Origin of the sequence: Ensifer sp. NPDC090286 (assembly GCF_044769565.1) — a bacterium.
GTDB lineage: Bacteria > Pseudomonadota > Alphaproteobacteria > Rhizobiales > Rhizobiaceae > Ensifer.
The window spans coordinates 627,076-640,227 of sequence record NZ_JBIVYF010000003.1 but is presented as its reverse complement, the minus strand read 5'-3'; the positions used below and the strand labels follow the sequence as shown (position 1 = coordinate 640,227).

Annotated in this window: 13 protein-coding genes; 11 read left to right on the top strand and 2 right to left on the bottom strand. The window is 62.8% G+C overall.

The window, feature by feature from the left end; translation table 11 throughout:
- The first annotated feature begins 132 nt into the window (after positions 1-132).
- From phoR to phoB, 7 genes are all read left to right on the top strand, one after another.
- Positions 133-1,398 carry a phosphate regulon sensor histidine kinase PhoR gene (gene phoR, locus ACIQUG_RS18280; RefSeq protein WP_402323417.1) on the top strand — a complete coding sequence of 422 codons (1,266 nt, stop codon included), beginning with the start codon at positions 133-135 and terminating at the stop codon, positions 1,396-1,398.
- A gap of 195 nt (positions 1,399-1,593) precedes the next feature.
- Complete coding sequence (locus ACIQUG_RS18275; protein ID WP_402323416.1) at positions 1,594-2,628, top strand: substrate-binding domain-containing protein; 1,035 nt, start codon at positions 1,594-1,596, stop codon at positions 2,626-2,628.
- Between the two features lie 94 nt (positions 2,629-2,722).
- Positions 2,723-4,207 carry a phosphate ABC transporter permease subunit PstC gene (gene pstC, locus ACIQUG_RS18270; RefSeq protein ID WP_402323415.1) on the top strand — a complete coding sequence of 495 codons (1,485 nt, stop codon included), beginning with the start codon at positions 2,723-2,725 and terminating at the stop codon, positions 4,205-4,207.
- Positions 4,204-5,526 carry a phosphate ABC transporter permease PstA gene (pstA, locus tag ACIQUG_RS18265; RefSeq protein ID WP_205237174.1) on the top strand — a complete coding sequence of 441 codons (1,323 nt, stop codon included), beginning with the start codon at positions 4,204-4,206 and terminating at the stop codon, positions 5,524-5,526. The genes pstC and pstA overlap by 4 nt, the downstream gene beginning before the upstream one ends.
- A gap of 13 nt (positions 5,527-5,539) precedes the next feature.
- Positions 5,540-6,355 carry a phosphate ABC transporter ATP-binding protein PstB gene (pstB, locus tag ACIQUG_RS18260; RefSeq protein WP_034797173.1) on the top strand — a complete coding sequence of 272 codons (816 nt, stop codon included), beginning with the start codon at positions 5,540-5,542 and terminating at the stop codon, positions 6,353-6,355.
- Positions 6,356-6,405: 50 nt separating this feature from the next.
- A complete protein-coding gene (gene phoU / locus ACIQUG_RS18255; protein ID WP_089043230.1) occupies positions 6,406-7,119 on the top strand; it encodes a phosphate signaling complex protein PhoU in 714 nt (237 codons plus the stop codon).
- A 202-nt stretch (positions 7,120-7,321) separates the two neighbouring features.
- Positions 7,322-8,005 carry a phosphate regulon transcriptional regulator PhoB gene (phoB, locus tag ACIQUG_RS18250; protein WP_034797168.1) on the top strand — a complete coding sequence of 228 codons (684 nt, stop codon included), beginning with the start codon at positions 7,322-7,324 and terminating at the stop codon, positions 8,003-8,005.
- Between the two features lie 68 nt (positions 8,006-8,073).
- Here phoB and ACIQUG_RS18245 read toward each other — a convergent pair whose 3' ends face one another.
- Entirely contained in the window at positions 8,074-8,595 is a 522-nt protein-coding gene (locus ACIQUG_RS18245; protein ID WP_043622357.1) for a GcrA family cell cycle regulator, read from the bottom strand.
- A 421-nt stretch (positions 8,596-9,016) separates the two neighbouring features.
- Between ACIQUG_RS18245 and ACIQUG_RS18240 the strand changes: the two genes are divergently transcribed.
- The 3 genes from ACIQUG_RS18240 (at position 9,017) to ACIQUG_RS18230 (ending at position 12,461) form a co-directional block, all read left to right on the top strand.
- Entirely contained in the window at positions 9,017-10,216 is a 1,200-nt protein-coding gene (locus ACIQUG_RS18240) for an aspartate aminotransferase family protein (RefSeq protein ID WP_043622361.1), read from the top strand.
- A gap of 104 nt (positions 10,217-10,320) precedes the next feature.
- Positions 10,321-11,238, top strand: coding sequence for an ornithine carbamoyltransferase (gene argF / locus ACIQUG_RS18235; protein ID WP_043622364.1), 918 nt, complete (start codon positions 10,321-10,323; stop codon positions 11,236-11,238).
- Positions 11,239-11,471: 233 nt separating this feature from the next.
- Positions 11,472-12,461 (top strand): Hsp33 family molecular chaperone, encoded by a 990-nt coding sequence (locus ACIQUG_RS18230; RefSeq protein WP_192447938.1) that lies wholly within the window; start codon positions 11,472-11,474, stop codon positions 12,459-12,461.
- A 72-nt stretch (positions 12,462-12,533) separates the two neighbouring features.
- On the opposite strand, the gene apaG is transcribed toward ACIQUG_RS18230, so the two are convergent.
- The gene (gene apaG / locus ACIQUG_RS18225; protein ID WP_043622371.1) at positions 12,534-12,926 is read right to left on the bottom strand and encodes a Co2+/Mg2+ efflux protein ApaG; all 393 of its coding nucleotides are present in this window, start codon (positions 12,924-12,926) and stop codon (positions 12,534-12,536) included.
- Here apaG and ACIQUG_RS18220 point away from each other — a divergent pair.
- Positions 12,925-13,152 carry a hypothetical protein gene (locus tag ACIQUG_RS18220; RefSeq protein WP_402323414.1) on the top strand — a complete coding sequence of 76 codons (228 nt, stop codon included), beginning with the start codon at positions 12,925-12,927 and terminating at the stop codon, positions 13,150-13,152. The two genes, apaG and ACIQUG_RS18220, sit on opposite strands and share 2 nt — an antisense overlap.

The following is a 13,152-nucleotide window of genomic DNA, read 5'->3' as shown; positions in this document are numbered from 1 at the left end:
GATGAAGAAGGCGCTCGCGACCCGATTTCGTTGGAGGAGGCCATAATTGCGTTGCGGATTCAAGCCGGTCGTGAAAATCATGTCATGAAGGATCGCTATTCCTCGACCATTTTGGTCCGGGAGGAAAAGAAAGTGATTCACGAGGATGTCGAGGTGGGCGGTTCGAAAGCGTTCTGGCGGAACCTGGTTCCGCGATTGAAAGCAGAGCGCTGGCTGCTGGGACTAACCGTGCTGCTGGCGATCCTTGCGACCATCGCGGGCATTCATTTCCTCATTGTCCTGCCCTTCTGGATCGTTCTCGTCGCCGCCTTGCTCAACCGTAGCGCGCCGGCCTCGGTGATCCTGAGCCCGGCCAAGGCGGTGGTTGCTGCCGGCCCGGCGAGCGATCCGCTCGTGCCGGCATTGAACGCACTCGACATGCCGGTTCTGGTGATCGCCGCCGACGAGACGGTGGTTTTCCAGAACATCGCCGCCGAGAAGGCCTTCGGGACCATCCCGCCAAACACCTATCTCGCCGCTCGGGTGCGCTCGCCCGGCATCCTCGACATGGTCCGCGAGACGATGGCGACCGGCAAGGCGAACCAGATCGAGCATAACGAGCAGTTGCCGTCCGACGCCGTCTATGTGGTGCGCGTCGCACCGGCTGAGATTCCGGGCGACGGGCCGGTCAAGCGGATCTTCCTGCTGACCTATCGCGACATCTCCCAGGCGCGCCGCATCGACCGCATGCGCTCGGACTTCGTCGCCAATGCCAGCCACGAGCTGCGCACGCCGCTGGCGTCCTTGCGCGGCTTCATCGAAACGCTCCAGGGCCCGGCGCGCAACGATCTGAAGGCGCAGGAAAAGTTCTTCGGCATCATGCACGAGCAGGCGACGCGCATGAGCCGGCTCGTCGACGATCTGCTGTCGCTGTCGCGGCTGGAGCTGCGCTCGCACATCGCGCCCGATGATCCGGTCGATCTGGCGCCACTGCTCGGGCATGTCCGCGACAGCCTGCTGCCGCTGGCGAAGGATCTGGATGTCACTGTCTCGCTCGTCGTGCCGGACAAGCCGGTGGTCGTCCGCGGCGAACGCGACGAACTCATCGAGGTCTTCGAGAACCTGATCGAGAATGCCTGCAAGTACGGCCAGGAAGGCAAGAAGGTGGACGTTACCTTGCGCGGCGGCGAGGGCGGCGAGGCCGAGGTCGTCGTCAAGGACTATGGCCCGGGCATTCCGGCCGAACATGTGCCGCGCATCACCGAGCGGTTTTACCGGGTCAATGTCGAAGCCAGCCGCTCGAAGAAGGGCACTGGCCTTGGTCTTGCCATCGCCAAGCACATTCTTACGCGCCACCGCGCCCGCCTCCTCATCCATTCCGAGGTCGGCAAAGGCACGACCTTTACGGTCCGCTTCTGACATATTGGTGCGGGAAAACCCGGGGCCGTTCATTTTCCATTAGCGTTTTCAATGACATGAGCTGTCATAAATGTTTCGTCAAACTGACATAAAAGGTGTGGCCATCGGCAGCTAGTTAGGGGCAGCCGATAAGACGGCGAAGAGCGCTGCAACGCTTGGCGCACACCAACACAAGCCCATTCCGGGAGAACTTTTATGAAAGCTCTTAAACTCACTGTCGCGGCGCTCGTCGCGTCCGTCGCTTTTGCTGGCGCCGCCGCCGCTCGCGACCAGGTTCAGGTCGCTGGCTCCTCGACCGTTCTTCCCTACGCCAAGATCGTCGCCGAGACGTTCGGCGAGACCTTCCCTGATTTCAAGACCCCGGTCGTCGAATCCGGCGGCTCTTCGGCTGGTCTGAAGGAATTCTGCAAGGGCGTCGGCCCGGACACCATCGACATCGCCAACTCCTCGCGCAAGATCAAGGACAGCGAAGTCGAGGCCTGCAAGGCCGCTGGCGTCACCGAAATCCAGGAAGTGAAGATCGGTTATGACGGCATCGTCTTTGCGACCGACGCCGGCAATGCCGACCTCGCCCTGAAGCCGGAAGACCTCTACAAGGCGCTTGCTGCTGAAGTCGTCGTCGACGGCAAGGTCGTCGCCAACCCCTACAAGAAGTGGTCCGAAGTCAACGCCGCCCTGCCGGCCGTCGAAATCGCCGCTTACATCCCGGGCGAAAAGCATGGCACGCGCGAAGTCTTCGAAGAGAAGATCCTCGCTGCAGGCTGCAAGGACGCTGGCGCCGTTGACGTGATCAAGGCTGCCGTTGCCGATGAAAAGCAGCAGCACAGCAAGTGCGTCGCGGTCCGCAAGGACGGCATGGCTGTCGACATCGACGGCGACTACACCGAAACGCTCGCCCGTATCGCAGCCAACAAGAACGGCATCGGCGTGTTCGGCCTGTCCTTCTACGAAAACAACGCCGACAAGCTGAAGGTCGCGACCGTCAACGGCATCGTACCGTCGACCGAAACGATCGCTTCCGGCGAGTATCCGGTTTCCCGCCCGCTGTACTTCTACGTCAAGAAGGCACATCTCGGCGTTATCCCGGGCCTCAAGGAATATGTTGAGTTCTTCCTCGACGATCAGATGATCGGCCCGGAAAGCCCGCTCGCCGAATACGGCCTGGTTGCCGCTCCGGACGCTGAGCGCGAAGAAATCCGCAAGGCTTTCTCTGCCGGCAACATGCTCTGATAACGACAAGCCCCGGCGCGATGTCTTCGCGCCGGGGCATGCCTTCATTCGATTTGCCGGCACCCATGACGGGCGATGCCGGGGAGACGTGCCGATGAGTACTTCGCTCCTTCTTTTGCTCATTATTATTATTGGTTTCATTGCTTATTTTGCAGGTCGCGCCCGTTCGTTGGCGCAGTCCGGCGGCAAGCTCTCCAACCTTCATTCCCTGCCGGGCTACCACGGTAGCTACGTCGCCATCTGGGCGATGCTTCCGGCAGCGCTCGTTCTTGGCACCTGGCTGTTCGCCGCTCCCGTCTATATCGACGGAAGCACGCGCGCGGCCCTGCCGGATACCGTCCAGAGCCAGGGCCCTGCCGCCGTGCAGCTCGCGCTCGGTCAGGTCAAATCCGTTGCCGGTGGTCTTCTGCGCCTGAGCGGCGAGGAACTCGCGGCGCTCGAGAGTGGCTCTGCCAATCTGCGCGCGACGCTCGCCTCCAAGGGCGTGGCCCTTGCCGGTGAAGGCGACCCCTACATGGTCACCGTCGCCAAGCACTTCAACGCGATGACCGCGACCAACCGCTGGCTGATGACGGTCGCCGTTCTGCTGATCGCGATCGCCGGCGGCGTCTACGCCATCCGCAACGTCGCGACCCGCTTCCGCGCCCGCAACCAGGTCGAGCGCGTCATTCTCGGCTCGCTGATCGTCGCGTCCTCCATCGCCATCCTGACGACGGTCGGCATCGTCGCCTCGATGCTGTCGGAAGCCGGCCGCTTCTTCACCATGGTCTCGCCGTTCGAGTTCTTCTTCGGCACGGTCTGGGATCCGCGCTTTGCGGCTGCCGGCAGCGGCGGCGCTTCGGGCCAATTCGGCCTGATCCCGCTCCTCGCCGGCACGCTCTATATCGCCTTCGTCGCCATGCTCTTCGCCGTGCCGATCGGCCTCTTTGCGGCGATCTACATGGCGGAATATGCAAGTCCGCGCCTGCGCTCCACCGCAAAGCCGCTGCTCGAAGTGCTCGCCGGCATTCCGACCATCGTCTACGGTTTCTTTGCGCTGGTGACCGTTGGCCCGTTCCTGCGCGATATCTCGGCGCAGATGAACGGTCTCATGACCGGCAACTACCAGAACTTCATCCAGGCACAGAGCGTGCTGACGGCCGGCATCGTCATGGGCATCATGCTGATCCCGTTCGTGTCGTCGTTGTCGGACGACATCATCACCCAGGTGCCGCGGGCCCTGCGTGACGGCTCGCTCGGCCTTGGCGCCACCCGCTCGGAAACGGTCAAGAAGGTGATCCTTCCCGCCGCTCTTCCCGGCATCGTCGGCGCGTTGCTGCTGACCGCCTCGCGCGCCGTCGGCGAGACCATGATCGTGGTGCTGGCAGCCGGTGTGGCGGCCCGCATGCAGATCAATCCTTTCGAGCCGATGACGACGGTGACGGTGAAGATTGTCAACCAGCTGACGGGTGACCTCGAGTTCACCTCGCCGCAGACGCTGGTGGCCTTCGCGCTGGGCATCACGCTCTTCGTCATCACGCTCGGCCTCAACATTTACGCGCTCTACATCGTGCGCAAATACCGGGAACAGTACGAATGACCGACATCGCTTCCCCGACCGTCCGGATCTCCGCCCGTCCCGCATCCGCCAAGCGCGATATCGGCATCAAGCGTCGCTATGCTGCCGAGCGCCGGTTCCGCTTTTACGGCATGGCCGCGATCAGCACTGGTCTCTTCTTCCTGGCATTGCTGCTGTGGACCGTCTTTTCCAACGGCTACACCGCATTCCAGCAGACGACGATCACGCTGCCGATCGAGTTCACCGAAAAGGTCATCGATCCCAAGGGCGAACGCGCGACCGACGGCAAGGTGCTGATGACCGCCAACTACCCGCTGCTGGTGCGCGACGCGCTCGTCAAGCAGCTCGGTATCGACGCCACCAAGCGGCCGCAGGTCAAGCAGGCGACCGACATGGTTTCCGCCAGCTCCCGCACGCTGCTGCGCGACATGGTCGTCGCCGACCCGTCGATCATCGGCAAGACGGTTCCGGTCACCCTGCTGGCCGAAGCCAACATCGACTCCGCCTTCAAGGGCCAGATCGATCTCTCGGTCGATGAGGGCAAGCGCAAGGTCAAGGACCAGCAGGTCACCTGGATGAACGAGCTGGCGAGCGCCGGCATCCTGAAGAAGAGCTTCAACACCGGCATCTTCACCTTCGGCGCCTCCAGCCGTCCTGAAGCGGCAGGCGTCGGCGTCGCTGCCCTCGGCTCGCTCTACATGATGCTGATCGTGCTGGTGCTGTCGCTTCCCATCGGCGTCGCCGCCTCGATCTACCTCGAGGAGTTTGCGCCGAAGAACCGGCTGACCGACCTGATCGAGGTCAACATCAACAACCTCGCGGCCGTTCCGTCGATCGTCTACGGTCTCTTAGGCCTTGCCGTCTTCATCAACTTCGCCGGCATGCCGCGCTCGGCAGCCGTCGTCGGCGGCTTCGTGCTGACGCTGATGACGCTTCCGACGATCATCATCGCCACCCGCGCGGCATTGAAGGCGGTCCCGCCGTCGATCCGCTCGGCGGCCCTCGGGCTCGGTGCGTCGAAGATGCAGACCATCTTCCACCACGTGCTGCCGCTCGCCATGCCCGGCATCCTGACCGGCACCATCATCGGTCTTGCCCATGCGCTTGGCGAAACCGCGCCGTTGCTCCTGATCGGCATGGTTGCCTTCGTCGTCGATTTTCCCGGTTCGCCGATGGAACCGTCGACGGCGCTGCCGGTGCAGATCTACATGTGGGCCAACGAGGCGGAACGCGCCTTCGTCGAGCGCACCTCCGGTGCAATCATCATTCTTCTCATCTTCCTGGTCGTCATGAACCTTGGAGCCATTCTGTTGCGACGTCGCTTTGAGCGCCGCTGGTAGTGAGGTAATTACTATGAACATCATGTCAGAAGCAGCAGTCGAGAAGGCCCTGGATCAGAAAATGAACACCGTGCCCTACAAGATGATCGGCAAGGATGTGTCGGTCTATTACGGCGAGAAGCGCGCGCTTTTCGACGTCAACCTCAACATCCGCGAGAACACCGTCACGGCGCTGATCGGTCCTTCGGGTTGCGGCAAGTCGACCTTCCTGCGCACGCTGAACCGCATGAACGACACGATCGAGAACTGCCGCGTCACCGGCAAGATCACGCTCGACGAGGACGACATCTACGACCCGACGATCGACGTCGTCGAACTGCGCGCCCGCGTCGGCATGGTCTTCCAGAAGCCGAATCCTTTCCCGAAGTCGATCTACGACAACGTCGCCTACGGTCCGCGCATCCACGGACTTGCCCGCACCAAGGCCGACTTTGACGAAGTGGTCGAGACCAGCCTGCAGAAGGCCGGTCTGTGGAACGAGGTAAAGGATCGTCTTCAGGAGCCGGGCACTGGCCTTTCCGGTGGTCAGCAGCAGCGCCTCTGCATCGCCCGTGCCGTCGCCGTCAGCCCGGAAGTCATCCTGATGGACGAGCCCTGCTCGGCGCTCGATCCGATCGCGACGGCCAAGGTTGAAGAACTCATCCACGAACTGCGCACGAACTTCACGATTGTCATCGTGACCCACTCGATGCAGCAGGCCGCCCGCGTTTCGCAGCGCACCGCCATGTTCCACCTCGGCAATCTCGTCGAGGAGAACGACACCGACAAGATGTTCACCAATCCGGATGACCAGCGCACCCAGGATTACATCATGGGCCGCTTCGGCTGAGGCCGCATAAGGCTGCAACAGTAACTGCAAAGCGCCCGTAAGGATCGACGATCATGTCCATGCATATCATGTCCGCCTATGACGAAGAACTGAAGTACCTGACGCGCCGCATCTCGGAGATGGGCGGTCTCGCCGAGCAGATGGTCGCCGAATCCGTTCGCGCGCTGGTCAATTCCGACCTCGCTCTCGCGCAGAAGGTGATCTCGGACGACACCGTTCTCGACGACGCCGAGCGCCAGATCGGCGAGAAGGCGATCGTCACCATCGCCAAGCGCCAGCCGGTCGCCGCCGACCTGCGCGAGATCATGGGATCGATCCGCATCGCCTCCGATCTGGAACGCGTCGGCGATCTCGGCAAGAACACCGCCAAGCGCGTGATCGCGGTTGCCGGATCCGGCATTCCGCGCAAGCTCGCCCGCGGCCTGGAGCACCTGGCGGAGCTTGCTCTCGTCCAGCTCAAGGAAGTGCTCGACGTCTACGCCTCGCGCTCGCCCGAGAAGGCCAACAGCATCCGCGAGCGCGACGAGGAGATCGATGCGATCTACACCTCGCTGTTCCGCGAGCTGCTGACCTACATGATGGAAGATCCGCGCAACATCACGCCCTGCACGCATCTTCTGTTCTGCGCCAAGAACATCGAGCGCATCGGCGACCACGCGACCAACATCGCCGAGACGATCTATTACATGGCGACGGGTGCTCAGCCGGAAGGCGAGCGTCCGAAGGATGACACCACGTCGACGCTGGGCTCGGTCAACGACTGAGCGCCGAGCGCGCCGTAAGCATGCATGCCCTTTGAAATTTGATCCGGTCGCGGCTTCGGTCGCGGCCCCGAATTCCTGTATCTGAAGCACGCGGTTTTCGCCCCGCCTTTGAAATCGGCGGACGTGCTCCAGATTTAGAGTGTCTGAGCGCCGGCCGGGCCGATGAGCCCAAGGGTCGCCCGCGGTAAGGAGACGTTACCTGATGTTGCCAAAAATCGCCGTAGTCGAAGACGAAGAGGCGCTGAGCGTTCTGCTGCGTTACAATCTGGAAGCCGAGGGCTTCGACGTCGACACGATCCTCAGGGGCGACGAGGCGGAGATCCGGCTTCAGGAGCGGCTGCCCGACCTGCTCATCCTCGACTGGATGCTGCCCGGTGTTTCCGGCATCGAACTTTGCCGCCGGCTGCGCCAGCGCCCGGAGACGGAGCGCCTGCCGATCATCATGCTGACGGCGCGCGGCGAGGAAAGCGAGCGCGTCCGGGGTCTGGCGACCGGCGCCGATGACTATGTGGTCAAGCCATTCTCCACTCCGGAGCTGATGGCGCGCGTCAAGGCGATGCTGCGCCGGGCAAAGCCCGAGGTGCTGTCGACGCTGCTTCGCTGCGGCGACATCGAACTCGACCGCGAGACCCACCGCGTTCACCGCCGCAGCCGCGAAGTGCGCCTCGGCCCGACCGAGTTCCGTCTTCTGGAGTTCCTGATGTCCTCGCCGGGCCGCGTCTTCTCGCGCTCGCAGCTTCTGGACGGCGTGTGGGGCCATGACATCTATGTCGACGAACGCACCGTCGACGTGCATGTCGGTCGCCTGCGCAAGGCTCTGAATTTCTCGAACATGCCGGACGTTATCCGCACCGTTCGCGGAGCCGGCTATTCGCTCGAAAGCTGACAGATCCGGAAGTCTCCAACAAAAAAAGGGGCCGATCGGCCCCTTTTTTATTGATGCTGTCCGGCTTCTTAGCGGGCCCTGCGGCGCTCGCCCGACGGCTGGTAGGCCAGCCGCGCATGGAAGGTGCAGTAAGGCGAGGATTCCGGGGAATCGTTGCCGCAGAAGTGAAACTCTTCCTTCAGCGGGTCGCCGATCGGCCACTTGCAGGTGCGCTCGGTGAGCTGGGTCAGCTCGAGGCGGCGCGACATCGGCACGACAACGTCGGTCCGGGTGCTGAAATCCTGCTCGGCAACGAGATCGACTTCGATTTCTTCCTTGAGAACGACAGCGCCGGCCGTGCGTGCAACCGGGCGGGCCGAAACGCGCGAAGCGTAGTTCGGCGCACGCGGTGCCGAAGTCGGGCGCTTCGGACGGGCCGCCGTCGTGGTGCTGCCGCCGGCCTTGGCGCGACCTGGCAGGCTCAGGCGGTGAACCTTGCCGATGACAGCGTTACGGCTGACGCCGCCGAGCTGTGCCGCGATCTGGCTCGCGCTCAGGCCCTCGGACCAAAGCTTCTTCAGTTTCTCCACCCGCTCGTCAGTCCAGTTCATTTCTGCACTCTCCGTTCTCAGCGTTGGGGATGGCAGAATCCCTCACCGCACCCCGGCTGAACCCCGGGGTTGCAAACGCGATAACTCTTTTGGTGACTAGGTCCGCCGCATGCGTCTAGTAATTGAATGTTAACGTACTGACCGCTGGACTCTGTGGCAAGAGTCCCGGGAATCAGGCCGAATCGATTTCGTAGTTTTCCCCAACTTGCTCGGCCGGCGTTGCATTTTTGCAAGCCCTCCCGGACGATTTTTCTGCTGCCAGGAATCGATCCTTCATGTTGCGCTGCAAGGCTTGGTTTTGTTGACATTGCAGCGCGAAATGGGAATAGTGCCTGCGCCGCCGAAAGGCGGCATTTTTGATTTTTATCGGACCGCGTGAGGCGCGGGATCGATGTCGATCTGGAGTGAAGGAGAGCCTCGCATGACTGCAACAACGCCGCTTTACGATACCTACATGCGCGCGCCGTTGCGTTTCGAGCGAGGAGAGGGCGCCTGGCTGATCGCTGAAGACGGTACGCGTTATCTCGATTTCGGCGCCGGCGTTGCCGTGAACTCGCTCGGCCACGCGCATCCCCACCTCGTCGAAGCGCTGAAGGCGCAGGCCGACAAGGTTTGGCACCTGTCCAACCTCTATGAGATTGCGGGCCAGGAAAGCCTCGGTCGCCGGCTGACGGCCGTGACCTTTGCCGACAAGGTGTTTTTCACCAATTCGGGTGCGGAAGCGCTGGAATGCGCCATCAAGACGGCACGGCGTTACCACTTCTCCAAGGGTCACCCGGAGAAATTCCACGTCATCACCTTTGAGGGCGCTTTCCACGGCCGCACGATCGCGACGATCGCCGCCGGCGGTCAGCAGAAATACATCGAAGGTTTCGGTCCGAAGGCGCCGGGCTTCTACCAGGTCCCGTTCGGCGACATCGCTGCCGTCAAGAATGCGATCACAGAGGAAACCGCAGCGATCCTGATTGAGCCGATCCAGGGCGAGGGCGGTATCCGCCCGGCGACCAAGGAGTTTATGCAGGAACTGCGCGCGCTCTGCGACGAGTTCGGCCTGCTCCTGATCCTCGACGAGGTTCAGACGGGCGTCGGCCGTACCGGCAAGCTGTTTGCCTATGAATGGGCCGACATCCGCCCGGATATCATGGCGGTCGCCAAGGGTATCGGCGGCGGCTTCCCGTTCGGCGCCTGCCTGGCGACCGAGGAAGCCGCATCTGGCATGGTGGCGGGCACGCACGGCTCCACCTATGGCGGCAATCCGCTGGCCATGGCTGTCGGCAACGCCGTGCTCGACGTCGTTCTTGCCGACGGGTTCCTCACGCATGTGCGCGATGTCGCGCTGGTCTTCCGTCAGGGTCTTGCGTCGCTCAAGGACCGTTTCCCTGATGTCATCGAGGAGATCCGCGGCGACGGTCTGATGCTGGGCATCAAGGTGAAGGGCCCTTCGGCCGATCTGCTGAAGGAAATTCGCGCGGAGAAGCTTCTGGCCGTGCCGGCCGGCGAAAACGTGCTGCGCTTGCTGCCGCCGCTGACGATCACGGCCGAAGAGGCCCGCGAGGGCCTGGCACGTATCGAACGCGCCGCCGAGGCGGTTCGCAAGGCAAGCGGCAACGCCGCAGCCTGAAGATAGCGACCCAGGGCCGAATAAGGCGCTAGAATGACCTTCGTGCGGGCACGTATATAGCGTGCCGCACCAGGGACCGATTTTTCAGACAGGAACCGAGTACGATGGCAGGCACCAGACATTTTCTCGATCTTTCGGCCATGACGGCCGCCGACCTCCGGACGATCATCGACGATGCGCGCGTCCGAAAGGCAGCGACCAAGGCCGGAACCGCCGAGAAGCCGCTCGCCGGCAAGATGCTGGCGATGATCTTCGAAAAGCCCTCCACCCGTACCCGCGTTTCCTTCGATGTCGGCATGCGCCAGCTCGGCGGCGAAACCCTGTTTCTGTCGGGCACCGAAATGCAGCTCGGCCGCGCCGAGACGATCGGCGACACGGCCAAGGTCCTGTCGCGTTACGTCGACGCCATCATGATCCGCACCACCGACCACCGCCGTCTTCTGGAGCTGGCCGAGCATGCGACGGTCCCCGTCATCAACGGCCTGACCGACGATACCCACCCCTGCCAGATCATGGCCGACATCCTGACCTTCGAGGAGCATCGCGGCCCGGTGAAGGGCAAGACGATTGCCTGGACCGGCGACGGCAACAACGTCCTGCATTCGCTGATCGAAGGTTCCGCCCGTTTCGGCTACCGCATGAACATGGCCGTGCCGCTCGGCTCCGAGCCGCAGGACAAGTTCCTGAATTGGGCGCGCAACAATGGCGGCGAGGTCCTCTTGTGTCATGACGCAGAGCAGGCCGTCGCCGACGCCAATTGCGTGGTGACCGACACGTGGATCTCGATGAACCAGGAACACCGCGCCCGCGGCCACAACGTCTTCCAGCCCTACCAGGTCAACGAGGCGCTGATGAAGCGTGCGGCCTCCGATGCGCTGTTCATGCACTGCCTGCCGGCGCACCGCGGCGAAGAGGTCACCGACGACGTGATCGACGGTCCGCAGTCGGTGGTCTTCGACGAGGCGGAAAACCGCCTGCACGCACAGAAGTCGGTCATCGCCTGGTGCATGGGGCTCGTCTGAGCCGCCGTCGGGCAAGATCTTGACATTGCCAATGCGCGACACGATCTAGGCGGCATACGGGCGCTCCTGAACGAGCGAGCGCGCAGCCGTCTGGGTGGTGCGTCGCAACGCGGCGGCACAAACCTGGTGGACAATCCGTTTATCGCGGGATCAAGTGATTACAGCGGGCATGTTGCGCCGGGGGACAGGAATGTCCCTGGCGCAATCTGGTTGGCTGAGGCAAGGAGCAAGACATGACCGACATGACGCCAGGGCTGGGTGAGTTCGACTTCGCCGGTGACGATCACGTTGTGCCTTTCCAGGTGGAAGGCCTCGACGTGCGCGGCCGCGCCGTGCAGCTCGGCCCGATGCTGGACGCAATTCTCGAGCGCCACAACTATCCGCTCCCGGTCGCGCGCCTGGTTGCCGAAACCGTCGTGCTCACCGTGCTGCTCGGGACCTCGCTGAAGTTCGAAGGCAAGCTGATCGTCCAGACGCAAGGCGATGGCCCGGTCGATCTGGTCGTCGCCGATTTCTCGACGCCGGATCGCGTGCGCGCCTATGCCCGCTACGATCAGGAAGCGCTCGCGGCTGCCGAAAAGGACGGCCGCACCCTTTCGCACGAGCTGCTCGGAAAGGGCGTACTCGCCTTCACCATCGATCAGGGCGCCCATACCCAGCGTTACCAGGGAATTGTTGCGCTTGACGGTGCGACGCTCGAGGAAATCGCCGGCGTCTATTTCCGTCAGTCGGAGCAGATCCCGACCAAGGTGCGCCTTGGCGTGGCCGAGCTTCTCGATCGCGACGAAAACGGCAAGCCGCGTCATCGCTGGCGCGCCGGCGGCATGGTTGCCCAGTTCTTGCCCGAAGCGCCGGAGCGCATGCGCCAGCCCGACCTCTCGGGCGGCGACGGCGATGACGGCGAAAGCACGTTCGAGGACGACGATCTCTGGGCCGAAGCCAAGGTGATGGTCGAAACGATCGACATGGACGAATTGACCGATCCGATGGTTGGAACCGAGCGGCTGCTCTATCGCCTGTTCCACGAGCGCGGCGTTCGCGTCTATGAACCGCAAGCGGTTTATGACCGTTGCAGCTGCTCGCGCGAAAAGCTTCAGTCGGTGTTGTCGAACCTGAGCACGGACGACCTCGAAAGCACCATCGACGATGGCGAAGTCAAGGTTACCTGCGAGTTCTGCTCGACGACCTATCGCTTCGAAGCAAGCGAGGTGCGCCCGCAGTAGCGGGCGCCTCCGGCCGATTGGCCGCGATTTAGAGCGACGCTAGTCCCACGGACGCGCTGTTCCGGATTGGCGTCAGTTCAGGGTGCGCACGAGCCCGGGTGAATCGAGCGAGAAGGCGGGGATGGCCACGTTGAAGGTCTCTCCGCCTTCCGATTCCATGCTGTAGTGACCGAACATCACGCCCGAGGGCGTATCCAGCGGGCATCCGGACGAGTACTCATAGGTATCTCCGGGATTGAGCAGCGGCTGCTCGCCGATGACGCCCGGACCGCTGACCTCGTCGACTTGCCCATTCTCATCGGTAATGTGCCAGTAGCGCGTCATCAACCGCACGGTCGCGTCCGAGTGGTTTGAGATGACGATGCGATAGCCCCAAACATAGCGGCCGTCATCGGGATCCGACTGTTCTTCGAGATAGTACGGCTCCACCGTAACTTCTATGTCGCGGGTCAAAGCGCGATACATGGGCATCACCTTGCTTCAGGTCTTTCAGGGTATTCTACAGCAAGATGGTTTCGTCAAGAATAACGGCAAGATTGTGCGATCCCACGATGGGACGGATGGTCGTGCTGACGGGATCGGGCGGGTGAAGCGTGCCTGGCGCCTTGGCGCTGGGCCGCCGGAAAGTCCTTACGTGACCACCGGCAAGGGGCGTCGGCCGCCGTTGGTCACGGCGGCCGCGTCTTCGTAA